Annotated in this window: 19 protein-coding genes; 11 read left to right on the top strand and 8 right to left on the bottom strand. The window is 55.2% G+C overall.

The features are described 5' to 3' along the window. Positions 1-2 precede the first annotated feature (2 nt). Both exbB and exbD read left to right on the top strand, forming a co-directional pair. The gene (gene exbB, locus OB87_RS16000; protein ID WP_081977406.1) at positions 3-941 is read left to right on the top strand and encodes a tol-pal system-associated acyl-CoA thioesterase; all 939 of its coding nucleotides are present in this window, start codon (positions 3-5) and stop codon (positions 939-941) included. Between the two features lie 4 nt (positions 942-945). After that, positions 946-1,365, top strand: a complete 420-nt coding sequence (gene exbD / locus OB87_RS15995; RefSeq protein ID WP_033570411.1) for a TonB system transport protein ExbD — start codon at positions 946-948, stop codon at positions 1,363-1,365. An 81-nt stretch (positions 1,366-1,446) separates the two neighbouring features. On the opposite strand, the gene OB87_RS15990 is transcribed toward exbD, so the two are convergent. The 5 genes from OB87_RS15990 to OB87_RS15970 form a co-directional block, all read right to left on the bottom strand. Then, on the bottom strand, positions 1,447-2,466 hold the full coding sequence (locus OB87_RS15990) for a substrate-binding domain-containing protein (RefSeq protein WP_033570497.1): 1,020 nt from the start codon (positions 2,464-2,466) through the stop codon (positions 1,447-1,449). Between the two features lie 49 nt (positions 2,467-2,515). Then, entirely contained in the window at positions 2,516-3,928 is a 1,413-nt protein-coding gene (locus tag OB87_RS15985) for a glycoside hydrolase family 32 protein (RefSeq protein WP_033570410.1), read from the bottom strand. Further along, positions 3,928-5,298 (bottom strand): sucrose-specific PTS transporter subunit IIBC, encoded by a 1,371-nt coding sequence (locus OB87_RS15980; RefSeq protein ID WP_033570409.1) that lies wholly within the window; start codon positions 5,296-5,298, stop codon positions 3,928-3,930. Before OB87_RS15980 ends, OB87_RS15985 begins: the two co-directional genes overlap by 1 nt. An 83-nt stretch (positions 5,299-5,381) precedes the next feature. Then, the gene (locus tag OB87_RS15975) at positions 5,382-6,977 is read right to left on the bottom strand and encodes a carbohydrate porin (protein ID WP_081977405.1); all 1,596 of its coding nucleotides are present in this window, start codon (positions 6,975-6,977) and stop codon (positions 5,382-5,384) included. 192 nt (positions 6,978-7,169) lie between these two features. Then, positions 7,170-8,093: an aminoimidazole riboside kinase gene (locus OB87_RS15970; RefSeq protein ID WP_033570408.1), complete on the bottom strand. Its 924-nt coding sequence runs from the start codon at positions 8,091-8,093 to the stop codon at positions 7,170-7,172. A gap of 647 nt (positions 8,094-8,740) precedes the next feature. On the opposite strand from OB87_RS15970, the gene OB87_RS20905 reads away from it, so the two are divergent. Together OB87_RS20905 and casA are read left to right on the top strand one after the other, a co-directional pair. Further along, complete coding sequence (locus OB87_RS20905) at positions 8,741-8,938, top strand: hypothetical protein (RefSeq protein WP_152605905.1); 198 nt, start codon at positions 8,741-8,743, stop codon at positions 8,936-8,938. A 181-nt stretch (positions 8,939-9,119) separates the two neighbouring features. Next, positions 9,120-10,655 (top strand): type I-E CRISPR-associated protein Cse1/CasA, encoded by a 1,536-nt coding sequence (gene casA / locus OB87_RS15965; protein ID WP_033570407.1) that lies wholly within the window; start codon positions 9,120-9,122, stop codon positions 10,653-10,655. A gap of 100 nt (positions 10,656-10,755) precedes the next feature. Here the strand turns inward: casA and OB87_RS15960 are convergent, their stop codons facing one another. Next, complete coding sequence (locus OB87_RS15960; protein ID WP_033570406.1) at positions 10,756-11,331, bottom strand: Ail/Lom family outer membrane beta-barrel protein; 576 nt, start codon at positions 11,329-11,331, stop codon at positions 10,756-10,758. 490 nt (positions 11,332-11,821) lie between these two features. On the opposite strand from OB87_RS15960, the gene OB87_RS15955 reads away from it, so the two are divergent. After that, positions 11,822-12,274, top strand: coding sequence for a YhbP family protein (locus OB87_RS15955; RefSeq protein WP_033570405.1), 453 nt, complete (start codon positions 11,822-11,824; stop codon positions 12,272-12,274). 77 nt (positions 12,275-12,351) lie between these two features. On the opposite strand, the gene nrdG is transcribed toward OB87_RS15955, so the two are convergent. Both nrdG and nrdD read right to left on the bottom strand, forming a co-directional pair. Then, on the bottom strand, positions 12,352-12,816 hold the full coding sequence (nrdG, locus tag OB87_RS15950; RefSeq protein ID WP_033570404.1) for an anaerobic ribonucleoside-triphosphate reductase-activating protein: 465 nt from the start codon (positions 12,814-12,816) through the stop codon (positions 12,352-12,354). Positions 12,817-12,918: 102 nt separating this feature from the next. Next, positions 12,919-15,057 (bottom strand): anaerobic ribonucleoside-triphosphate reductase, encoded by a 2,139-nt coding sequence (gene nrdD / locus OB87_RS15945; RefSeq protein WP_033570403.1) that lies wholly within the window; start codon positions 15,055-15,057, stop codon positions 12,919-12,921. 378 nt (positions 15,058-15,435) lie between these two features. Between nrdD and OB87_RS15940 the strand changes: the two genes are divergently transcribed. The 6 genes from OB87_RS15940 to OB87_RS15915 all read left to right on the top strand — a co-directional run bounded on the left by OB87_RS15940 (position 15,436) and on the right by OB87_RS15915 (position 23,382). Beyond that, a complete protein-coding gene (locus OB87_RS15940) occupies positions 15,436-16,344 on the top strand; it encodes a homocysteine S-methyltransferase family protein (RefSeq protein ID WP_033570402.1) in 909 nt (302 codons plus the stop codon). Between the two features lie 132 nt (positions 16,345-16,476). Next, positions 16,477-18,018 carry an ABC transporter substrate-binding protein gene (locus OB87_RS15935; RefSeq protein ID WP_033570401.1) on the top strand — a complete coding sequence of 514 codons (1,542 nt, stop codon included), beginning with the start codon at positions 16,477-16,479 and terminating at the stop codon, positions 18,016-18,018. A gap of 16 nt (positions 18,019-18,034) precedes the next feature. After that, entirely contained in the window at positions 18,035-19,033 is a 999-nt protein-coding gene (locus tag OB87_RS15930; RefSeq protein ID WP_050515741.1) for an ABC transporter permease, read from the top strand. A gap of 28 nt (positions 19,034-19,061) precedes the next feature. Next, positions 19,062-19,883 (top strand): ABC transporter permease, encoded by an 822-nt coding sequence (locus OB87_RS15925; RefSeq protein WP_033570495.1) that lies wholly within the window; start codon positions 19,062-19,064, stop codon positions 19,881-19,883. Beyond that, complete coding sequence (locus OB87_RS15920; protein WP_033570399.1) at positions 19,876-21,483, top strand: ABC transporter ATP-binding protein; 1,608 nt, start codon at positions 19,876-19,878, stop codon at positions 21,481-21,483. The genes OB87_RS15925 and OB87_RS15920 overlap by 8 nt, the downstream gene beginning before the upstream one ends. Before the next feature lie 198 nt (positions 21,484-21,681). Then, the gene (locus tag OB87_RS15915) at positions 21,682-23,382 is read left to right on the top strand and encodes a HEPN domain-containing protein (protein ID WP_033570398.1); all 1,701 of its coding nucleotides are present in this window, start codon (positions 21,682-21,684) and stop codon (positions 23,380-23,382) included. Positions 23,383-23,425 lie beyond the last annotated feature (43 nt).

Below are 23,425 nucleotides of genomic sequence, written 5' to 3'. Positions count from 1 at the left end.
GCGTGTATACGGCTGACAAGAATATGAACCAACGGGGATCATCAGTCTGGCGTAAGCCCGGCCGTATGTTCGGAGGCTTTACTCATCGTTTGATGGCGTTCACGTTGCTGGGTATGGCTGGCAGCGCACTGGCTGCGCCGACGTCGGCACCGATCGCGACCGGTACGACGGTAGCTGTGGCTGCGGCACCGTCTGCGCCGCCGGGCGCGGTCAGTAGCCTGATGAGCACAGATCTGTCCGTTTGGGGAATGTATCAGCACGCTGACGTGGTAGTAAAAACGGTGATGATCGGCTTGTTGCTGGCATCCGTCGTAACCTGGGCGATTTTCTTTGGCAAGAGTGCCAGTCTGATGAGTGCCAAAAAGCGTATTCGTCGGGAACATCAGGCGCTGGAAGATGCCCGCACGCTGGATGACGCGCAGGATATCGCAAGCGTGTTTCAGCCGGGCAGTGTGTCGTTGCAATTGCTGGCAGACGCCCGTAATGAGCAGGAGCTGTCCGAACGTTCTGATGACAATAACGGCATCAAAGAGCGTACCGCGTTTCGTTTTGAACGCCGTGTGGCCGCTACCGGGCGTCAGATGGGGCGCGGAACCGGTTATCTGGCGACGGTCGGCGCTATCGCACCGTTTATCGGTCTGTTTGGCACCGTTTGGGGCATCATGAACAGCTTTATCGGCATTGCCCAGTCGCAGACCACCAACCTGGCAGTAGTGGCACCGGGTATCGCCGAAGCGCTGCTGGCGACGGCCATCGGTCTGGTCGCGGCGATTCCGGCGGTAGTGATCTATAACGTGTTCGCACGTTGGACGGCTAGCTATAAGGCGATCGTGGGCGATGTGGCCGCGCAGATTCTGCTGTTGCAGAGCCGTGATCTCGATATTGCCGCCAGTGTCGGCAACGCCTCTTCTTCACCGGCACAGAAACTGCGGGTAGGGTAAGTCGATGGCGATGCATCTGAACGACGGGCAGAGTGAAAACGGTGAAATGCATGACATCAACGTGACGCCGTTTATCGACGTTATGCTGGTGCTGCTGATCATCTTCATGGTGGCTGCGCCGTTGGCGACGGTAGATGTGCGGGTTAACCTGCCTGCCTCCAGCGCTACGCCGCAACCGCGCCCGGAAAAACCGGTGTTCCTGACGGTGAAGGCCGATAAACAGCTCTATCTGGGTGATGATGCGGTCACTGAGGCGACGCTGGCTCAGGCGCTGGAAGCCAAAACCCTGGGCAATAAAGACACCACCATTTTCTTCCAGGCAGACAAAAGTGTGGATTACGAAACCCTGATGCGGGTGATGGATTCATTGCGTGAGTCGGGCTATCTCAAGATTGGCCTGATGGGCGCGGAGAAAGCGCGCTAAGGCGCGGTTTGCCGTCTGAACAGAACCACCGCTCCGGCGGTGGTTTTTTTATGCGGTTTGCGTAAGGTCCGCCGGGTGTTTTCAGGTGAGAGAATCCGGGTGACGCCAGTGCAGGCGGGTCGGTACATAGACGCGGCTTTCCTGCAACGGTTGCCCTTCAATCAGCGCGTTGATCATGTTGAAGCTGTTGCGCGCCAGCATCTCGCAATCCTGCGCCACGGTATCGATCTTCATCGGCAGGCAATCAAACAGGTAGTGATCGTCAAAGCTACATAGCCGCATATCACAGTCCATCAGGTTGTGCTGGCTCAGGTAGCGCAGCACCCCTTCCAGCAGGCCGCAGGCGGCGGTATAGAGCGCCTTGGGCGGGCGACCGAGACGGGCGCACAGCTGGGCGAACATCTCGTAACCGGCGCTGGAATGATAGTTACCGTGGATAATCCATTCTGGACGACACTCGACACCGGCGCGTTCCAGCCCAAGCTGAAAACCAGCCAGTCGATCGCGGGTGGGAGAAATCCGTGGCTGACCGCCGATGAAATAGCATTCGTCCGGATGCTGACGAGCGATGTTTTCCACCAGCGAAGCGGTAGATTCCACCGCTTCGGATACCACCATCGGCAGGTCGGATTCACCGATCACCCGGTCGAACTGCAACACCGGCAACTGCTGGTTAATCTTCTGGTATTCAACATCGCTCAACATGCTGGAGGCGACGATCAGGCCATCTACCTGACGCTGAATCAGGCTGTTGACCGCCATCATTTCCTGGCTGGCGTTCTCATCGGTACAGGCAATCAACAATTGCAACCCGGCTTCCCGGCACAGGCACTCCAGTTCGCGGGAGATCATCGCAAAACCGTAGTTGGTCATTTCCGGCACCACCAGCCCCAGCGTGTTGCTACGGCTGGAGCGCAAAGAGCGGGCGTGGATGCTGGGTTGATAGCGTTGCTGCTGTGCCAGCGCCAGCACCCGGTCACGGGTTTCGTCCGAAACGCGGAACTCTTTGCTGCGGCCATTAAGAACCAGACTGGCGGTGGATTTGGAGACGCCCGCCAGTCGTGCGATGTCGCTAATTGTGACGCGTTTGGTCTGTTTCACCGTGATATCTTTAGAGAACAATGTGCCTTTAATGGCATGAAAAGGAACCTTATTCTATCACGCATGGTGCCAACAGCCAGTGTTGCAACGTGATGTGACCCGAGCCACTGAAGCTGACCATGGCGTCGCTGGTGGGAAAATAGCGTGATGACATCACCGCCTGCCCGTGGTTGATAAAAATTTCCACGCTGGAGCGGTCGCACAGAATCTGCAAGTGGTGCAGCGGGCCGTCATGCCAGTAACGGTGTTCCGGCTCGTTGGTGCGGCGGTTGCGGCGGCTTAGCGTCAGACGCTCGCCGTCCCAGCACAGCACCATCACCTCGGCGAAGTTGATCTGAAATTCGCCCTGGGTGTCCAGCATCAGTTCCGCACTGCTGGCAGGCAGCGCGGGCGCGTAATCAGCAACGCCCTGCCACAGATGTTCCAGATGACGCAAGCTTTGCAGCTCGCGCGCTGGTTGCTGGTAAATTCGATCATCGTGCAGCGTCAGCTCACGCGGGCAGGTCATGGTATGGATCCAGCCGTGCGTGATGGTGGGCTGGAAGAACTCATTCTGATCCGGCACACCCATCCACCCGAACAGCAGACGGCGGCCATCTTCGCTCTGCGTGGTTTGCGGCGCGTAAAATTCGAAGCCCAGATCCAGTTCGTGGAACGCCTGATGGGTGAAGCGGCCGTGGTCATAGTCGAGTGAGCCAATGAAATAACCGGACTGATGGGTATTCAGGTGGTGCTCTTCCTCGGCAGGTAGCCCCTGTGGGCAGCAAACCAGCACCTCATGGTTTTCTAGTGCGAACAGGTCCGGGCATTCCCACATGTAACCGAAATCGCCGAGTCCGTTGAGGCGAGAACCGGCGATTTCACCCAGAGAGTGCCATTGCAGCAGGTCGGATGAGCGATACAGCAGCACTTTGCCCTGTAAGTCCTTATCCTGTGCGCCCAGCACCATGTACCAGTTGTCCTGATGACGCCAGACTTTTGGGTCACGGACGTGGCCGGTGTAGCCTTCCGGTAATGACAAAACCGGGCCGAACTTGTCGAATTCGCCATCGTCATTGGCACGTGCCAGGCACTGATACGCAGTGCGTGAACCGTCGTCGTATTTTACATTGCCGGTATAAATCAGCGTCAGCGCATCGTTATCCACCACGGCTGAACCTGAGTAACAGCCGTGGCTTTCATAGCTTTCTGATGGCACCAGCGCCACCGGTTCGTGACGCCAGTGCACCAGATCGGCGGAGCTCCAGTGCCCCCAGAACTTGGCACCGTGAGCACAGGCCAGCGGATTCCACTGATAAAACAGATGGTAACGCCCTTTATGCTGCACAAACCCATTGGGATCGTTCAGCAGCCCGACCTGCGGTGACAGGTGCCACTGCGGACGATGCGGGTCATAGGTTTGCCGTGATGGTCCAGACATCAGCGCGTAGGCCATGCGTTTTAACAGATGGATTTCCTTCATTATGCGTTGTCCGTTTTGTATTTCAGCAACAAAGAGATCAGGAAGGCGGTGCCAAAGGCGATCAGCATACCAATCAGATAACTCAGGATTGAGCCAGCCTGCACGATGGCAAGGCCTGGAATGCCGGTCAGCCCGACCGCTGTCATATTGACATGGTTAGCCACCACCCAGGCACCACCCAGCGCCCCGCCCGCCAGCCCGGCCAGGAACGGTTTGATGAAGCGCAGGTTAATCCCGAAGATCGCCGCTTCGGTAATGCCGAGCAGGCAGGAAAGCGACGAGGGTACGGCGATAGCTCTGATTTTGGCATCGCGGGTTTTGAAGTACACCGCCAGACAGGCACCGCCTTGCGCCACGTTAGCCATCGCCCAGATCGGCAGCAGGAAATTGACGCCAATAGACGGATTACCTAGCAGCCCGGCTTCAATAGCGTGGAAACTGTGGTGCACACCGGTAATCACAATCGCCGAATACAGACCGCCGAACAGCAGCCCGGCCAGCCAGCCCGCGTGGGTAATCAGCGTGCTCAGTACCAGAGAGATGCCGTCGCCCAACATGCGGCCCGCCGGGCCAATCACCAGCATGGCGACGAAGCCGGAAATGATCACGGTCAGGAACGGCGTCACGATGATATCCAGCGCGTTTGGCACCACTTTGCGCAGGCGCTTTTCCACCAGACTCATGAACCATACCGCCAGCAGCACCGGGAACACGGTGCCCTGATAGCCGATCATGGCAAATTCCAGGCCGAACAGGTGCATGGTTTTGAAACCACCCGCCACGCCCCAGGCGTTGGTCAGTGCCGGGTGGGTGAGGATGCCCCCCAACGTTGCGCCCAGATAGGGGTTGCCGCCAAATTCACGCGCGGCGGTAAAGCCGATCAGAATCGGCAGAATGATGAACGCGGCGGAGCTGAACATATCCAGCATCACGAAAATGGCGCTGTTGGCGTCAACCCAGCCGTAGGTCTTGATCATGCCGAGCAGGCCCATCAGCAGGCCGGAGGCAACAATCGCCGGAATAATCGGCACGAAAATGTTCGACAGCAAGCGTGCCAGCCGTTGCAGCGGATTAAGCTTTTGCGCTGCCAGTGTTGCGGCTTCGCTGGTGCTGGCTTCGCTGATGCCAGCGGCTTTGATGAACTCAGCGTAGACCTTGTTCACCAGCCCGGAACCAAAAATGATCTGCATCTGTCCGGCATTCTGGAAACACCCTTTGACGCCCTCGACGCTTTCAATGGCAGTTTTATCGGCCAGACTGTCATCGTTGAGCACCAGCCGCAGGCGGGTGGCGCAGTGCGCGGCGCTGGCGATGTTTTCCCTGCCTCCCAACAAGGGGATCAGGGATGCCGCAGTGGCATGAATATCCATAGTATTCCTCTTTTATCAATAACAGGTGTGCGGTCACCCGTCACCGGTAGCATACGCCTTGCCGGTGACGGCCGCGTTAACCGTTAGAACCAGGTTTCCATCTGAACGCCGAAGGTCCATTCACCACCGGCTTTGAAGCCTGTGGAACCGAAAGCATCGTCGCTGGCGTAGTTATCCAGTCGTTTGTCCCAATCCATATAACTGGCGAAGACGCGCAGTTCCGGACGGCTTAATAAGTTGGAGATGTCACCCACTTTGAACGTCGGGGCGAATGTCAGCTTGTAGAACCCGCCGCTTACCTGATTACGCGATAAGTATCCCTGAGGATCCAGATTCATATATTGATAGCTGCCTTCATAGGCCAGCGCGAAGTTTTCGGTGATTTCCTGAACAAAGCGCGCATTAAATGTCACCCAGCGGTAGTCATCCCCCTGAACGTAACGATCTTTGCTGCTTTGCGCCAGAATGGCCGGGGCGAAGCTCCAGGTTTTATTCAGTGCGGTCGTACCGTAGGTCGCCAGACGCCAGGTGTTGGCATTCTGTGTCAGGTTGCCGTCGGAGCCGATGGCTTTAACCTCACCGCCGAGGCCGTGTCCGTACAGCAGCGCCACTTTGGATGTGCCATCACGCAAGCCGTAGAAGCTGTCACCGTGCCAGGCAACCAGTGCATGGTAACCGGTGTCGCCAGCGTTGGTGTTGGTGACATTGTTGGCGTTGTTACGCCCGGTGTTTTCCTTCACATCGTTGTTGCGCGCGCGCAGGCCGCTCAGCATGAACTGGAACGGACCGACGAAGTTATTGCTGGTGACAATATAGTTTTGGATTTCGTTATCCAGCGTGGTGATCTCACCGAGGCTGCGGCCGTACAAAGAGAAGTTGGTTTTCCAGCCGTCCACCGGTTTCACGTCGTAGATACCGCCGCCGGTCCCAGCCAGGAACACCACGTCGGAGTCGATCCAGTGGATGTCGAAGTTATCGCGGTCAAAGCGTTTACCGGCCCACAGCGTGGTGTCTTTGAAGGCACCGGTGAAGGTCGGCAGCGAGCCCAGTTCCACAAACGCTTCACGCACGTTCAGGTCACTGGTGCTGGCGGTCCAGTCGTTATAGCTGCGCTGGCCGTCCGCCATCATCACTTTGAAACGGGTGGTGGCACCGTTGTCGAGCTTGGTACGGTGCTCCAGTTTCAGTTCCAGGTAGGTATCGTCTTCATTACCCAGTCGGCCAACATGACCACCGGTTTCACCGGCTGGTGTCATACTCGGGCCAATGTTCGCCTTCGAGCTGGTAACGGAATCGTGGATAGCCAGGCCAGAACGGGCATAACCGTGGAATTCAAAACCATCGGCAATATTGCGTTTGTTGGCTAGCGAGTCAGTTTTCAGCGCGACTTGTTGGGTTTGTTGCTCATTTTGTGTGGTGCGTGCGGCAACCTGCTGGGTAGTTTGTTCTACCTGCTGGGTTTTCTGTTCGACCTGCGCCGTGCGGGCCGCCAGTTGTTTAGCCTGTTTTTCGGCGGCGTCGGCGCGGGCTTCCGCTTGCTTCGCGCGTTGTTCTGCCTGCAACAGACGTTGCTCCAGCGCGTTCAGTCGCGCCTCAATGCTATCAGCGGGGGCGGCCAGCGCCTGAGAGGTACAGAGTGCAAGTCCCACGGCGGCGGCAAGATAACCTGGCTTTATCATGTTGGGGTTTCCCTTGAATGGTCAGATGGTTTTTTTGTTTTGCTAAATTGCTAAACCGGTTATGCAGCGAAAGCTAAATGGGCTGAGAGGGGTTGGCAAGGAATTTTGTTTTCTTGCTGTGCTAACTGTGATCATGACAACAAAACCCGTTCCCGACGGTGTAAGACGGCCGTTGGGAGCGGGCTTTGAAGGCTATAACACGCTGCTGAGTTGATGGGCGAACGGCAACGCCGTCATCGCGCCTTTGGCGGTGGTTGCCAGCGCGCCGCAGCGCTGTGCCTGCGTGAGTACGGAATGCCAGTCGTCGATCTGATACAGGCTATCGTAGCGGGCCAGCGCCGCGAGCATACCCGCCACAAAGGCATCACCCGCCCCGGTGGTATCGACCGGGGTAACACGTTGCGCCAGGAAGTGCCGCAATTGCTGACCGTCATGCAGCCAGACGCCATCGCCGCCCTGAGTAACCAGCAATCGCTTAATCGGGTATCGGGCCATCAGGGTGGCGCTACCCTGACGAATGTCCTCGCTGCCGCTGAGAAACAGGAATTCCTCTTGCGAGAGTTTCACCACGTCCGCCAGCGCCAGCACCTGATCCAGACAGGTTCTCAATTCCTGCTCGCTGTGCCACAGGTCAGCGCGGATATTCGGGTCAAAACTGACCCACCCTTGCGCCGCACGAATTCGCTTTATTGCCTCCAGCGCGGTGCTGCGTGATGGTTCGCGCGACAGGGCGATGGAACACAGGTGTAGCCATTCGCTGCGCTGAAACGTCGGCAGGTCAGACGGTTGCAGGAACAGGTCGGCGCTGGGGCGTACCATAAACGTGAAGGTGCGTTCACCCTGATCATCGAGACTCACCACCACGGTGGAGGTACGGTGCTCGGCGTCTGGCTGCATATGACTGACTTCCACCTGTTCGCGGGCCAGTACATCACGCAGGAAGTGGCCGAATACATCCTCACCGACACGGCCGATAAAGCCGCTGTTTCCACCCAATCGGGCGACGCCCACGGCGACATTAGCCGGTGCGCCCCCTGGGCATTTCAGATAGCGTTCCTCGTCTTCCGGAATGAGGTCGACCACCGCATCGCCCATTACCCATACTTTGTGAGACATAATTACACTCTTTATCGGGGATAGTTAAACTGTTTGCTAAAATAGAAGAAACGGTTTAGCTAAGCAACCTGTTGATCGGCAAGGGGCATGAAAAGCTCATCAGAGACGTGGTTTATGGCTGTTGTGAGGGATACCCGACATCGCTCTGCCGTTACACGCGTTTCAGTCTCTCGTTTAACGTCATCACGATTTTCAAGCTAGTCGCACAGGTTGGCTACTGCGCCTTTATCCGTATCGGGTAAGGCGTCACTGATATCAGGTGGTTGAATTTATAACAATAAAAAAACGGGAGCGGAGCCATAAAAAATAATTATCTCGCCGAAATGAGAAATAATTTCCAGTAATTATTATTGGAATTTAATTATATTCCCAAAATAATGCGAGTTGCAGGACAAAACGTTTTGCGTTTTGAACGCTGCTGGCCGCGGCCCCGAAAGGGCGAGGCCCATGAAATGGGCCGAGTAACGCAGCCAACGCACCTGCAACGTGAAGTCTGACGGGTATATTCATCATTAAATATTATTCATCGGCTAACGAATATCACCTATGTAATAAGTCGCTTTTTTATTTATAAAAATTATCTTGTCACTGCCTATTTGTTTTCCATACTTAATAAATAGTCACATATTTTAGTGGTGAGGTAGCCCATGCCCGAAGCAGTTCATTCGGAACTGTTGTCTGAGTCCTATTTTCATTATTGGGGAAACGCGCGATCGTTTTCTGAGCACGATATCGGCAAGTTCGCCCGTGGTTTTCAACAGCGCTACCAGAACCCTGCTGCGCCGCTGGCGCAGGGCGACGCGGCAGATTACTACCCTACAGATAGGGGACTCGTTGCACGGTAGTCAGTCCATGATGAATTTGTCTGTAATACGACTGTTTTTTCACAGTTTTTTACTGCGTTAGCAGTTTTGTCCACCGGGAAACATCGGTGCCACTGGCGTGAACTCTGGCCGCGCCGGGGCAGAAAACAATAACAGGAATCATGACGACCTCACGGATGAGGCCTTATTGAAGAGGTAGTTCATGTTTTCACTGATTGACACACCCTGGTTACCCGTATTGGGCGCAGACGGACACCGCACCCACATTTCTCCACGGCAATTGGCCGACGACCGGATTATTGATCTGGCGTGTCCACGGCCCGATTTTCAGGGCGCGGCCTGGCAACTGCTGATCGGCCTGTTGCAAACCGCCTATGCCCCATCAGATGAGGAAGACTGGGAGGACATCTGGCGCGATGGGCTGGGTGACGGCTGGGCGCACGCGCTCGACACGCTGGCTCCCGCGCTCAACTTTGGTGCCGATAAACCCTCGTTTATGCAGGATTTTTCCCCGCTGGATGCTGACAACAGCCCGATCTCTGGTTTGCTGATCGACGCACCGGGCGGTAATACCCTCAAGCTTAGCAAAGACCACTTCGTCAAGCGTGGCACGGTGAACGCCATCTGCCCGCATTGCGCCGTGCTGGCGCTCTACACGCTGCAAACCAACGCGCCGTCGGGCGAGTTGGGGCACCGGGGCGGTGTGCGCTGTGGTGGGCCGATCACCACCCTGCTGATGCCTTACGACGCGCAAAATCCGGTGCCGCTGTGGCGCAAACTGTGGGCTAACGTCACGCCTGACGAACGCGGTGATTGCGTCGCGGCGGTATTCCCCTGGCTGGCAGCTACCCGCACCAGCGAAGGTGATAAAGACAAGGTGACGCCGGAAAACGCGCACTGCTTGCAGGCGTACTGGGGGATGCCACGCCGCATTGAACTGGACTTCGACCATACCGAAGCCGGGCATTGCGACCTGTGCGGCGATAAGTCGGACCACTTGTTCACGCACTACCGCAGCAAAAATTACGGCGTACAGTACGAACACTGGCAGCACCCGCTGACGCCGTATCGCCAGTCAAACAAAGACGGCATGTTGCTATCGGTAAAAGGCCAACCGGGCGGATTGTCGTACCGCGACTGGCTGGGGTTGGTGATTGGCTCGCAGGACGCACTCAACCAGACATTGCCCGCCCTTGTGGTGAGCCGCAACCGGCAACGGGTGCCACTGCGGCACAAAGTCGGGCTGTGGTGCTTCGGCTACGACATGGACAACATGAAAGCGCGCTGCTGGTACGAACACCATGTGCCGGTGTGGAAAGACCTCACCCCGGCAGTGCACGACTACCTGCCGCTGGGCTTGCAGATGGCCCTGGAGGCTCAGCAACTGCTGCGTCAGTCGGTGAAGGCGGCCTGGTTCCGTCGGCCAAAAGACATGGGTGGCGATTTCAGTTTTATCGATGTGTCGTTCTGGCAGGAAACCGAACAGTTTTTCCGCCAGCTTTACCGCTCCATCGCCGCTGGCAAGTGCGCCATCAGCGCGCTGAAAGCCTGGCAGAACCAGCTTTACTTATACCTGATCGGCACCTTCGACCGCTTGACGTTTGGCAACCCGGATCAACAGAGCGACCTGACGCAGGCGGTGAAAGCACGCAGCGAGATGGTGAAGCTGTTCCACGGTCAGAAATCGATGAAGCTGTTTAAACAAATGCAACCTCAGGAGGAGGCGGTGAATGGGTAATACCGCAATGCTGCTGGTGATAGATGCACCGGCAGCGGCGAATTAACACATTACAAAACCGGGCTCCCCGCGCCAGCGGGGATAACCCTCTGTTTTAGAATCAGAATCTATAACCCATGCCGATAGTAAAGCCGTTTATCGCGTGATCACCGTTGATGTCAGCCTGTGTTCCTTCGTAACCCAGATTGACGGACAGGTTATTGATTGGATTGATGATAATCCCGGCACCGTAAGCGAAAGCATTGGAGGTGAATGTGCGCTTTTGTGTGCCCTGGCTGACCAGCCCTCTGCTGTTTTCGAAGTTGAACCATTCAGAAGACACATCAGTTTTCACGTGAGCCGCGCCGAGCAGTGCATAGGCACTGATCATCGGTGTGATGCGGTAAGCAGGACCAATCAGGAAGGAATAATACTTGCTGTCGGCGTGGTTACGGATGACATCGTTCTCAATCGGGCTTGAAGCGTCGGCATCGCCGCTGAGGTAAGAAAAGGAGCCTATCAGGCTGAGCGCGGAGTCCCATTCATAACGGTATTGTATGTTCACGCCACCCAGGCGTTTTAGATCCTGAATCTTGCTTTGTGCGTACCCAACAGAAAAGGTATTCATGTCAGCGCGAACACTCATTCCGCAGAGTAATCCACTTGCCAGCAATGCCGAGAACACTATTTTTTTCATTATCCCATCCATTTGAACAGTATATTTTGGTTTTGCCTGCGAGCACGCTATGCCGGAGGCGGCTTACACACAGGATGTTACGGGCCGTAATCGGCCACGTTGTTCACAACGTGAATGTTTTGTCCTGCAACGTGAATGTTTTGGGGGTATATGTAGCCGAATTGAGAACGCACATAGGTTTCATAGGTTCCCCGTTGTCATGCCAGTGTGTTATCGGCGGGGAGACGAAGGAGTTCATAGCAGAAGGCATCAATGAGGAATACTGTATTGTTGCCGGTTTACGGCAGGGGGGTGATACCCACCGCCAACGTCACCAAAATTTCCCTTTCTGTGAAGATGTTATCCGTTTTTTCTATCAATTTCGGACAAAATACCGGCGTAACAGGTCTATCTTTTGCCCGAGAAGTGGCATTATGTGCAGTTCGTGATAACAGGGACTGATGCTATCCGGTCAGGCAAGGATTAACGACGTTTTACCGGGAGAGGGGCCGTGGAAGCAGGTAATACCCTGGGAGTCATTTCCCGCTATTTGAAGAAATTGCACGTACTGACGCTGTGTGTCAGCGACGATGACGATTTATGGTGCGCTAACTGCTTTTATGTGTTTGATGATGAACAGATAGCCTTCTACCTGATGACGGAGCCGGACACGCGACATGGCGAGATCATGCGGCGGTGCTCGCAGGTGGCAGGCACGGTTAATGGTCAGCCGAAGAGCGTGTTGCTGATTAAAGGCGTGCAGTTTCTGGGGGAGATCAGCCGGTTGACCGGCGATGAAGAAGTACAGGCGCGCAGTCGCTATAACGTGCGCTTTCCGATAGCCCGCAGCAGCGGTGCGCCAGTCTGGAAGCTGTCGCTCAACGAAATGAAGATGACCGATAACGCGCTGGGGTTTGGGAAAAAGCACCTTTGGCGTCGTGATACGGTAGCAGAACCGATGTAATCGACGTCGGTTTCCATATAACAGAATCCGCGTGGTGCGACGTCTGCACCACGCGGTCTGTTTATTCCTGTGCTGGCTCAGCGCAGATGGTGAATCACCTGATTGCGGCTGCCACGCCATACCAGCGTCAAATCCCGTTGTTCCTGCACGAAACGGCCGTCCACCAGCACGTTGATCAAATCGACAACGTCGCGCTGTTCTGCTGTCAGTTCATCCAGCCGATAACCGGTCCACATCCAGATATTTTTATCGGGACATTCGTCATGCACCCGCTTCACCAGCCGCAGAATGGTGGGCAGATTCTCCGGATGCAGCGGGTCGCCGCCCGACAGCGATAACCCCTGCAATGGTATGTCGGTGTTTTGCAGATCGGCGATGATGCGATCTTCCATTTCCTGCGTGAAAGGGTGCCCAGAGTTCACTCGCCAGGTACTCTGGTTATAGCAGCCGGGGCATTGGTGCTCACAGCCTGCTACAAACAGCGTACAGCGTGTTCCCGGACCGTTGACCACATCCACCGGGTAGTATTGATGGTAGTTCATAGTGATGACCGTCCAAAAGGCCGCCCGTCGGGCGGCATCAGCCTAACTAACGCCGCAGTCGTACTGGAGGCCGCGCGCCCGGTGGGCACGCGGCGCAGACTGTCAGCCCAGTTGCCCGCTGGAAAGGTGTTTTACCCGGCGTTTGACCTCTTCTTGTTTACCGGCGTTGAACGGACGTGCATCCGGGCTGCCCAGGTAGCCGCACACCCGCCGCGTTACCGAAACACGCGAGGAGTCGTGGTTACCGCACTGCGGGCAGGTAAAGCCCTTGCTGGTGCAGTCAAACTCGCCGGTAAAGCCGCACTCGTAGCATTCGTCGATCGGTGTGTTGGTGCCGTAATAGGGGACTCGGGTGTAGCTATAGTCCCATACGTCTTCCAGCGCCCTGAGATTGTGCTGCAAGTTAGGGTACTCGCCGTAACAGATAAAACCGCCATTCGCCAGCGGCGGATAAGGAGCCTCAAAATCAATCTTTTGGTACGGATTAACCTTTTTCTCCACGTCGAGATGGAAGCTGTTGGTGTAGTAGCCTTTTTCAGTCACGCCGACGACCACGCCGAATTCAGCGGTATCCAGGCGGCAGAAACGGTCGCACAGGTTTTCGCTTGGCGTACTGTACAGGCTGAAACCATAACCGGTTTCTTCTTTCCAGCTCTCTGTTGCGGCTTTTAAACGAGCGACAATCGCCACCGCTTTCTGCCGCAGGGTTTCATCATCAAACACGTGAACCTGATTACCGAATAGCGCATTGATGGTTTCGTGGATACCGATGTAACCCAGTGAAATCGACGCGCGGCCGTTCTTGAAAATCTCGGCAATATTGTCGTCCGCCTTCAGACGCACTCCGCAGGCCCCTTCCATATAAAGTATAGGCGCTACACGCGCTTTTACATTCTCCAGCCGCGCGATACGCGTCATCAGTGCCTTTTTCGCCAGCAGCAGTCGCTGGTCCAACAGTTGCCAGAAACGCGCTTCGTCGCCGTGGGCTTCCAGCCCGATACGCGGCAGGTTCAGGCTGATGACGCCCAGGTTGTTGCGCCCGTCGTGGATTTGCTCGCCGTTTTCTTCGTATATCCCCAGGAAGCTGCGGCAGCCCATCGGTGTTTTGAACGAACCGGTGACGTCCACCACCTGGTCGTAATTGAGAATATCCGGGTACATGCGCTTGCTGGCACACTCCAGAGCCAACTGCTTGATGTCGTAATTCGCATCGCCCGGCTTGTGGTTAACACCGTCACGGATGGCGAACACCAGTTTCGGGAACACCGCCGTCTTGTGGTTTTTGCCAAGCCCGGCGATACGGTTGCGCAGGATAGACTGCTGAATCAGCCGTGACTGCCAACTGGTGCCAAGCCCAAAACCAAAGGTGACGAACGGTGTCTGGCCGTTGGCGGTGTGCAGGGTGTTGACTTCGTACTCCAGCGACTGGAACGCGTCGTAGCACTCTTTCTCGGTGCGGCTGAGAGCGTAGCCTTCGGCGTCTGGGATTTGCCATTCACGTGCCACCGCACAGTGCTTTTCGTGGCTGGCGGTGACGAACGGTGCCAGAATTTCATCGATACGGTTGATGGTGGTGCCGCCGTAAATATGGCTGGCGACCTGCGCGATGATCTGCGCGGTGACCGCTGTAGCGGTGGAGATGGATTTGGGCGGTTCGATTTCCGCGTTTCCCATCTTGAAACCCTGCGTCAGCATCCCGTTGAGGTCGATCAACATACAGTTGAACATCGGGAAAAACGGCGAGTAGTCGAGGTCGTGGTAATGGATCTCGCCGCGTTCGTGGGCCAGCACTACATCGCGCGGCAGGATGTGCTGTTTGGCGTAATGTTTGGCGACAATCCCCGCCAGTAGGTCGCGCTGGGTAGGGATAACCTTGCTGTCTTTGTTGGCGTTTTCGTTGAGCAGGGCGACATTACTTTGTTCTACCAGTCCGCGAATTTCCTGATTCAACCGGCCCTGACGCTCACGAGCCACATCACGATCGTGGCGGTATTCGATATAGGTACGCGCCAGCTGTTTATATTTGCCAGACATCAGCAGGTTTTCCACCAGATTCTGAATCTCGCGAATATCAACGCGCGCTTTTCCCTGCACCTGCTGAGCGACGGCACCGGCGACGGTGGCACAGTAGTCCGCATCATCAACGCCTGCGGCTTTGGCCGCTTTGATGACTGCGTCATTGATTCGGTTTTCGTCAAAAGATACCTGACAGCCGTCCCGTTTAATCACTACTGGTTTCATGTTGTTCCTCGGTGTTCTTCCTTTGTTGATGTTATCCACAGGCGGAAGCCGCGGCTGACAACGGGTGCGGAGGCTGTGGATGTTCTTGTGGATAAACACAATATGTAGGTTCTTGTAAAAGGATAGACACTATATATTGAATTCGCCTGGAGGGTGACCCGGTTTTATTGCGCCAGAATTGACCTGGCTCAAGGAAATTTCAGCATCGTAGATAAATCAATCTTGTGTAAATAATGACCAAAAATAAGCGAGGGCGATGCAGCCCCGCTATCACTGGTCTGACGGCAGTCTGTGCTTTTTGGCTATCAAGGCATCTAGACATCCATATAGGGTTTTTGTATGGTGGCGGGAAAATTTTTTACGCAATAAGGAAAGACGATGGCAGACAACGTTCTGATTCTGGACGGGGGAATGGGGCGTGAACTGGCACGCATCGGCGCACCTTTTCGTCAGCCGGAGTGGTCGGCGTTGGCGCTGATGGAATCGCCACAGCATGTACGCCAGGTACACGACAGCTTTATTGCTGCCGGTGCGCAGGTGATTACCACCAACAGCTACGCCGTGGTGCCTTTCCATATCAGCGACGCGGTGTTCAATGAGCGCGGTCATGCGCTGGCGGTGCTGGCCGGGCAACTGGCCCGTCAGGCGGCGGACGCAGCCGCTCACCCGGTGCGCGTTGCGGGTTCACTGCCGCCGGTGCTGGGTTCGTATCGTCCGGATCTGTTCGATGTCGCCGCAGCGACGCCGATTCTGAAAACGCTTATCGATGCCCTGAATCCCTATGTGGATGTGTGGCTGGCAGAAACCCAGAGCTCGCTGGCGGAAGTGACGCTGGTGCGCGAGCTGCTGGCGAACGACCCACGTGAACTGTGGCTGTCGTTTACCTTACAGGATGAACGGGATGCCGACGGTCACGCCCGGCTGCGTTCCGGCGAAACCGTGGCGGCTGCGGCGCAAGCGGCTGCCCGTTTGAATGCTACCCATGTGCTGTTTAACTGTAGCCGACCGGAAGTGATGGCACCGGCGGTGGCACAAGCCAGCGCGGTGCTGCAAGCGCAGTCCGCGAAGATCGGCGTGGGTGTGTACGCCAACGCTTTCGAGCCGGAAGATAACCAGCGTGGTGCTAACGAAGGGCTGAGCCGTTTACGTACCGACACCCACCCGGAAGGCTATCTGCAATGGGCGCAGGAGTGGGTGGCGCAGGGGGCGTCGCTGGTCGGCGGCTGCTGCGGCATCGGCCCGGAGCACATCGCCCGTCTGGCGCAGGCATTCCACCGTCAGTCCTGATGGCGGCGAAAAATATAACGATATATCCCCTAAATAATTCGAGCTACAGGAAAGCCAACGCACCTGCAACTTGAAGTATGACGGGGATAATAACTATCCGTAACGGGTAAGCACTCACGAAGGGAACACAACATGAATCGTCGTCATTTTATCAAGAGCGCCTGCGCCTTGTCTGTCGCCGCAGCCGCTAGCAGCTGGCCGTTGAGTGCCGCCTGGGGAGCACAAGCCGGTGAACAGCCAAAAAAGGGCGGTCACCTGATTGTCGGGGTGGATAACGCCTCCAGCACCGACCGCCTCGACCCGGCGTTCTGGTTCGAAACCTATATGTACTTCGTGGGTTCCCAACTGTTCAACAATCTGCTGGAGCTGGACGAAAAAGGCGAGCTGGTGCCATCGCTGGCCGACTCCTGGGACAGCAAAGACGGCGGCCGTACTTGGGTGTTGCACATCCGCAAAGGCGTGCAGTTCCATGATGGCCGCACACTCAGTGCCAAAGACGTGATCTACTCGCTCAATCACCACCGCGGTGAAAAATCCAGCTCGTCGGTGAAAGGCTATCTGGACCCAGTGGTAGCGATGGACGCCACCGGCAGCCATGAAGTCACTATCCGCCTGAACGAACCGAACGTGGAGTTTGTCGCGTTGCTGAGTGACGTGCACTTTGCTATTACCCCGGAAAACGAGAACTTCGATAAAGGCATCGGCACCGGTGCCTTTATTCTGGAGAGTTTCCAGCCGGGCGTGCGCACGCTGGTGAAACGTAACCCGAATCACTGGAACAGCGAACGCGGTCACGTTGACTCGGTAGAAACGCTGGCGATGAACGACTCTACCGCCCGTGTGGCGGCGCTGGTGAGTGGCTCGGCGCACATCATTAACCGTGTTAACCCGCGCATCGTCGGCCGTATCCAGAATATGCCGACCCTGCAACTGCTGCGCTCGCGCGACAGCCAGATTTTCACGTTCCCCGGTCTTGGCAATGTGGCACCGTTCAACAGCGAGGACGGCCGACTGGCGTTGAAATACGCCATCGATCGCCAACAGATCATCGACACCGTGCTGGGCGGCTACGCCAGCGTAGCCAACGACAACCCGATTTTTCCGTCTAACCGTTATTTCGCCAAAGACATTCCCCAGCGTCCGTTTGACCCGGAAAAAGCCAAATGGCACTGGCAGAAAGCCGGTTTCAGCGGCCCGTTGACGCTGTCGGTCGCTGATGCCGGTTTCCCCGGCGCGGTAGACGCCGGTCAGCTGTATCAGGCATCAGCGCAGAAAGCCGGTATTGCGCTGAATGTGGAGCGCGTGCCGGATGACGCTTTCTGGGACAATGTGTGGATGAAAAAACCGTTTGTCTCCTCCAACTGGTCGGTACGCCCGACCGCCGATGCACTGCTGTCGCTGGTGTTCACCAGCCAGGCACCGTGGAACGAGTCGGCCTGGAAAGACGCCGGGTTCGACCAACTGGTGCAGGCGGCACGTGGTGAAGTGAACGAAGAAAAACGTCGTCAGATCTATCACGACATCCAGGTGATGCTGGTGGACAAGGGCAGCGAAATCATCCCGCTGTACGCCGACGCGCTCGATGCGTGCAGCAACAAGGTGAAAGGGCTGAGCGCCATTCCGGGCTTCCCACTCAGTGGTAACCGCGCGGCAGAAAAAGTGTGGCTGGCTTAAGGCGGGTAACGTGACGATTCTTCACCGATGGACCGATCTTTACCGATGGACTGAACGCTACCCGCTGCTGACGCTGATTCTGCGGCGTCTGCTGGCGGGCGTGGCGATGGTTGCGGTGGTATCGGTGCTGATTTTCGCCGGTATCCAACTGTTGCCGGGCAACGCCGCCACCGCCATTCTGGGGCAGACGGCAACGCCAGAAGCGGTGCGGGCGCTGAATGCTCAACTGGGGTTGGATCAACCGGCGGTGTCCCGCTATCTCGGTTGGTTGTGGGGCGTGCTGGGCGGCGATTTCGGCCACAGCTTCACCAGCCGTCAGAGCATTGCGCCGGTGCTGGCCTACCGGCTGGAAAACACGCTGTTTCTGGCCGGGTGCACGGCGGTGATTGCGGTGCCGCTGGCGCTGCTGATTGGCTTTCTGTCGGTGCGTTATCAGGGCAGCTGGCTGGACAAGCTGCTGAACCTGTTTACCCGCGTCGCGGTGGCGCTGCCGGAGTTTTTCTCCGGCTACCTGCTGATTCTGATTTTTTCCATCACCCTGTTCTGGCTGCCGAGCAACAGTAATGTGAGCGAGGGGATGCCACTCGGCGCGCATCTGACCGCCATCGCGCTGCCGTGTCTGACGCTGGTGCTGGCGGTGCTGGGGCACATGAGCAACATGACCCGAGCGGCGCTAATCGGCGCGCAAAACGCGGCCTATGTCGACACGGCGTTGCTAAAAGGGATGTCGCCTTCTGCTATTCTGTTGCGCCATGTGCTGCCCAACGCCTGGGGGCCGATCATCAACGTTATCGTGCTCAACCTGGCGTATCTGATGGTAGGGGTGGTGATCGTCGAAAGCGTGTTTGTTTACCCAGGGCTGGGGCAGTACATGGTCGACAGCATCAGCAAGCGCGACATGCCGGTGATTCAGGGCTGTGCGCTGGTGCTGGCGACGATTTACATCCTGCTTAATCTGCTGGCGGACGTGGTATCGCTGATGGCGAACCCGCGTTTGCGTCATGCCCGGCGGTAATGCCGTCAACCGAATGGATAATCTGTACATGCCTGCTGTGAAACCTTCCGTGGTGTTCGGCCTGTTGGGGCTGGGCCTGTTTATTGGGGTCGCGCTGTTTGCGCCCTGGATTGCGCCTTACCCGGCCGACAAGGTGGTCGGCGGTGCCTGGCTGGGGCCGATGCCGCAGGCCTGGCTCGGCACCGACAATATCGGGCGCGATCTGTTCTCCCGCTTGATTTGGGGCACCCGCACCTCGCTGGCGGTGACCGCGCTGGCTGCCGCATTGGCGTTTGTGCTGGGCACCGGGCTGGGGTTTCTGGCTGGGGTGTGCGGCGGTTGGGTTGACCAACTGATTTCCCGCGTTAACGACGTGCTGATGGCGATCCCGACGCTGATTCTGGCGCTGGTGGTATTGGCGATGCTGCCGAAAAGCACGCTAATCATCATTCTGGTGCTGGGCGTGCTGGAGGCCACCCGTGTGCTGCGTGTTTCGCGCGCGCTGGCGGTGGATATCGCCACGCAGGAGTTTATCGAAGCGGCGCGCCTGCGTGGCGAGTCGATGGGCTGGATTCTGTGGCGTGAAATTTTGCCGAACGCACGTAACACGCTGGTGGCGGAATTCGCGCTGCGCTTCATCTTCATTCTGCTATTCCTGTCGGCGCTGTCGTTTCTGGGGCTGGGCATTCAGCCGCCAACCGCCGACTGGGGCGGGCTGGCGCGTGACAACAAAGACGGCATTCTGTTTGGTGTGTGGGCAGCGCTGGTGCCGGGGGCGGCTATCGCCCTGCTGGCGGTGTCGCTTAATGTGGTGGCCGACTGGCTGCTCGGCCGCGATGGGCGTAACTGGCGCGGAGGCCGTCATGAGTGAGTTGCTGCGGGTTGAACAACTGCGTGTCACGGCGGGCGGACGGGCGCTGGTGCAGGACATCAGCTTTACCCTCAATAAAGGCGAAGTACTGGGGCTGATTGGCGAGTCCGGCGCGGGCAAATCCACCATCGGTCAGGCGATTCTCGGCCACTGTCGTCACGGTATGCGTATCGACAGTGGGCACATCTGGTTTCAGAGCGGTGATAAAAGCAGTGACCTGGCGGTGTTATCGGAGCGGCAGTTACGGCGGGTGCGCGGCACGCGCATCGCGTATGTGGCGCAGTCGGCCAGCGCATCGTTCAACCCGGCGCAGCGTATCGGCGAGCAGGTGATTGAAACGGCGGTACGCCACGGCGTGCTGTCGCGTCAGCAGGCCATCGCACGGGCGATCGAACTGTTTACCCAACTGTCGCTGCCGGAACCGCAGATCTTTTTTCAGCGCTACCCGCATCAGGTGTCCGGCGGGCAGTTGCAGCGGGCGATGATCGCGATGGCGATGTGTGCCGGTCCCGACCTGATTATTTTTGACGAGCCGACCACCGCGCTGGACGTCACTACCCAGCTCGGGGTGCTCAACGCCATCGATAAGATTATCCGCCTGACCGGCGTGGCGGCGCTGTATATCAGTCACGATCTGGCGGTGGTGGCGCAAATCAGCCATCGCATCATGGTGCTGCGTCATGGTCGTCAGGTAGAAACCGGCGACACCGCGTTATTGCTGGAAAACCCGGCTGAAGAGTACACCCGTGCACTGTTACAGGCGCGTGGCGAACCTAAAACGCCGCTGCCTGCGGTAGACGATGTGCTGGTGGATATTCGTCATCTCGGCGCTCGTTATCAGCAACAGCCGGTATTGCAGGACGTTTCGCTGCAACTGGAACGCGGGCGCACGCTGGCGGTGATCGGCGAATCCGGCTCCGGCAAATCGACGCTTGGGCGTACCCTGTGCGGGCTGCTGGCCCCGGCAGGTGGCGAGATTCGGCTCAATGGCGATACCTTGCCGCCACGGCTGGCGCAGCGCAGTCGCGCCCAGCTGCAAGCTGTTCAGATGATTCACCAGCACCCGGATACCGCGCTCAACCCGCGCTTACCAATCGGCGTGCAGATCGAGCGGGCGATGGTGTGCCTGACCGATTTGGATGCTGCCGCACGACGTGCACGCATCAGCGACCTGCTGCATCAGGTCGGATTGCTGCCGGAGATGGCGCAGCGTTATCCCACCGCGCTGTCCGGCGGTCAAAAACAGCGGGTATGTATTGCCCGCGCGCTGGCGGCGCAGCCGTCGCTGATCGTTTGCGACGAACCGACCTCGGCGCTGGACCCGCTGGTAGCGCGCGACGTGCTCTCGCTACTGCGCCAGATCCAGCAGGAAACCGGCGTCGCCTATCTGTTCATCACCCATGATTTACACGTGGTGCGGGAAGTGGCTGACACCGTGGCGGTGTTGCGCCAGGGGCGTATTGTCCGACAAGGGCCGGTGACGCAAGCGCTCTCGCCGCCGCTGGACGATTACACCCAGCAACTGCTGCTGGCGGTGCCGGAAATGCGCTGCGGCTGGCTGCGGGAAGTGATGGCGCGGGAAAGTTCTGCTTTGTCATAACCGAATACGCTGGGAGACAAACGTATCATCCGCTATTACCGGGCAAACATGCTGTTTGTCTGGTATTCACAGCAGGTAAACTAACATTGACTTTATTGACAGAATTCAGTGTATGCTTGTCTTTTCCCTTATAATCTATATTTTACTTACCTTCAATTGTAAGTTAAATATTATTTTATTTAATGGTGTTCTTGAGTAATGGATGAGTTTAATTTCGATTCTGAATTTTCATCTTCAGCCTATTTTGATCTGAATGGTAATATCTATCATGGTGTGCTTGAATTTGGTAATAGAAATGAAATCTTATTTAGGCTTAATGATGGTTTGAAAATAGATAATGAAGTTTTAAATTCTCAAGATGCTATCTTATGTTACAGCGAAGAAAAATATTTTTACTTAAATCAGTGCTCTTTATATGGTGATAAGATCTATGCAGAACATATTGCTATTGGGCTAAATGATTATTTTAAGATAACTTCTATTGAGTTGAATATAAACAGCCTTCATCATGTTATAAATGGTGTTAATAATTCCTTAGTCTTTCGTGAAGGAGCGTTTTGTATTTCTAAGAATATAAATAACTTCGATGTATCGATTGAAAATCATGATGAAATTAAGAGGATCTATGATAGATGGGGTATTTTCTCTAAAGCAAGTAACGCCGATGGTTATTCCGTTAATGTTATTCAACGACATATTATCAGGTTGGATGCTGTTGATTGTTTTGAAATGACTGATGTAGATAGACAGGTCAAATTTATTATCAGCCTTTTTTCTACACTCACGCTCTTACGTCTGGATATTAGCTATGTTTGGTTGGTATCTGAAAGTGATGGCAAGAAAAGAAAATACCCTTTTTATTTTCTTTCTGACAAGTCAGAAGTGGATAAAGGTGATAGGTATCATTGGGGAAGCTCTTTTCTAAATCTGAGCATGTTAGATGGTAGTCTATGGGCTAAGATATTCAATGGTGCTTATTCTGATTTTGATTTTAAACGGCTATGTCCAAGGTTTAGCGGAATGCTATCATATGACGGTTATTGGGAGTTCGATGTTTTAGGCTTTGTTAGTATATTTGATGCTTACCTTGCCAGTAAAGTTTATGAGAAAAATAATAAGTTGCCTAACTCGCTGAGGCATAAATTAAATGAGATTATTTCTAATCTGGATCCAGATTTACACTTTGAAAGTACTAGAGACAGAGAAGAGTATTTAAGAGTAAAAGATAAATTGATGATATTTAGCAGCAGAAATATGACGCTTCAAGATCGCTATGTTAGATTTATGAATAGTATGGATTTTAGCGCGAAAAAAGCTATTGGGTTAAATAGTAGTGATTTTCATGAAATAAAAAAAATAAGAGATGACATTGCGCATATGACACCTAGGTTGGATAAAAAACATAAGGATTTTAAAAGAATTTTTGAAATACGTGATAAATTGATTATCTCTATTTGTTACTTTTTTTTAAAGGGTTTTCATCTCAGTGAGAAAGAGTTTGCTTGCTCTGTAATTCTAAGTATTAACCCAATAAAAATTGGTTCTGGTTTTGAAAATAAATGGTTGCGCAGGGTTGTTGATGAAATTTTTTCAATTAAGGTGAGACGTGGTGATATTGATAAGATAATGCACGAAAATTATTTTGGTGTTGTCCTTGTCAGGGCTGGGGATGTTTTTCATTATAATGATAATTTAAATTCTTTCTTTAAAGATAATTACTTATATAACATTAAGCTTAAAGGTAAATCAAATGACTGCGATTTTATTGAAAGTCATTTTTGTAAAGATGATTTCGAAGGATATCAGTGTAAACATATGAATATCATTCATGCTTATTTTGATGACGAATTCGTTGAGGTTAACAACGTGTACTTGATAGACAGGTCGTTTGGGTCATAGAAAATTATAAAGCCTTGTCGATGGTGGGTTTACCCTACCATAA

The organism is Dickeya undicola, assembly GCF_000784735.1.
Classification (GTDB): Bacteria; Pseudomonadota; Gammaproteobacteria; order Enterobacterales; family Enterobacteriaceae; genus Dickeya; species Dickeya undicola.
The sequence above is the reverse complement of the archived record's forward strand: the minus strand, read 5'-3'. Positions and strand labels throughout refer to the sequence as shown.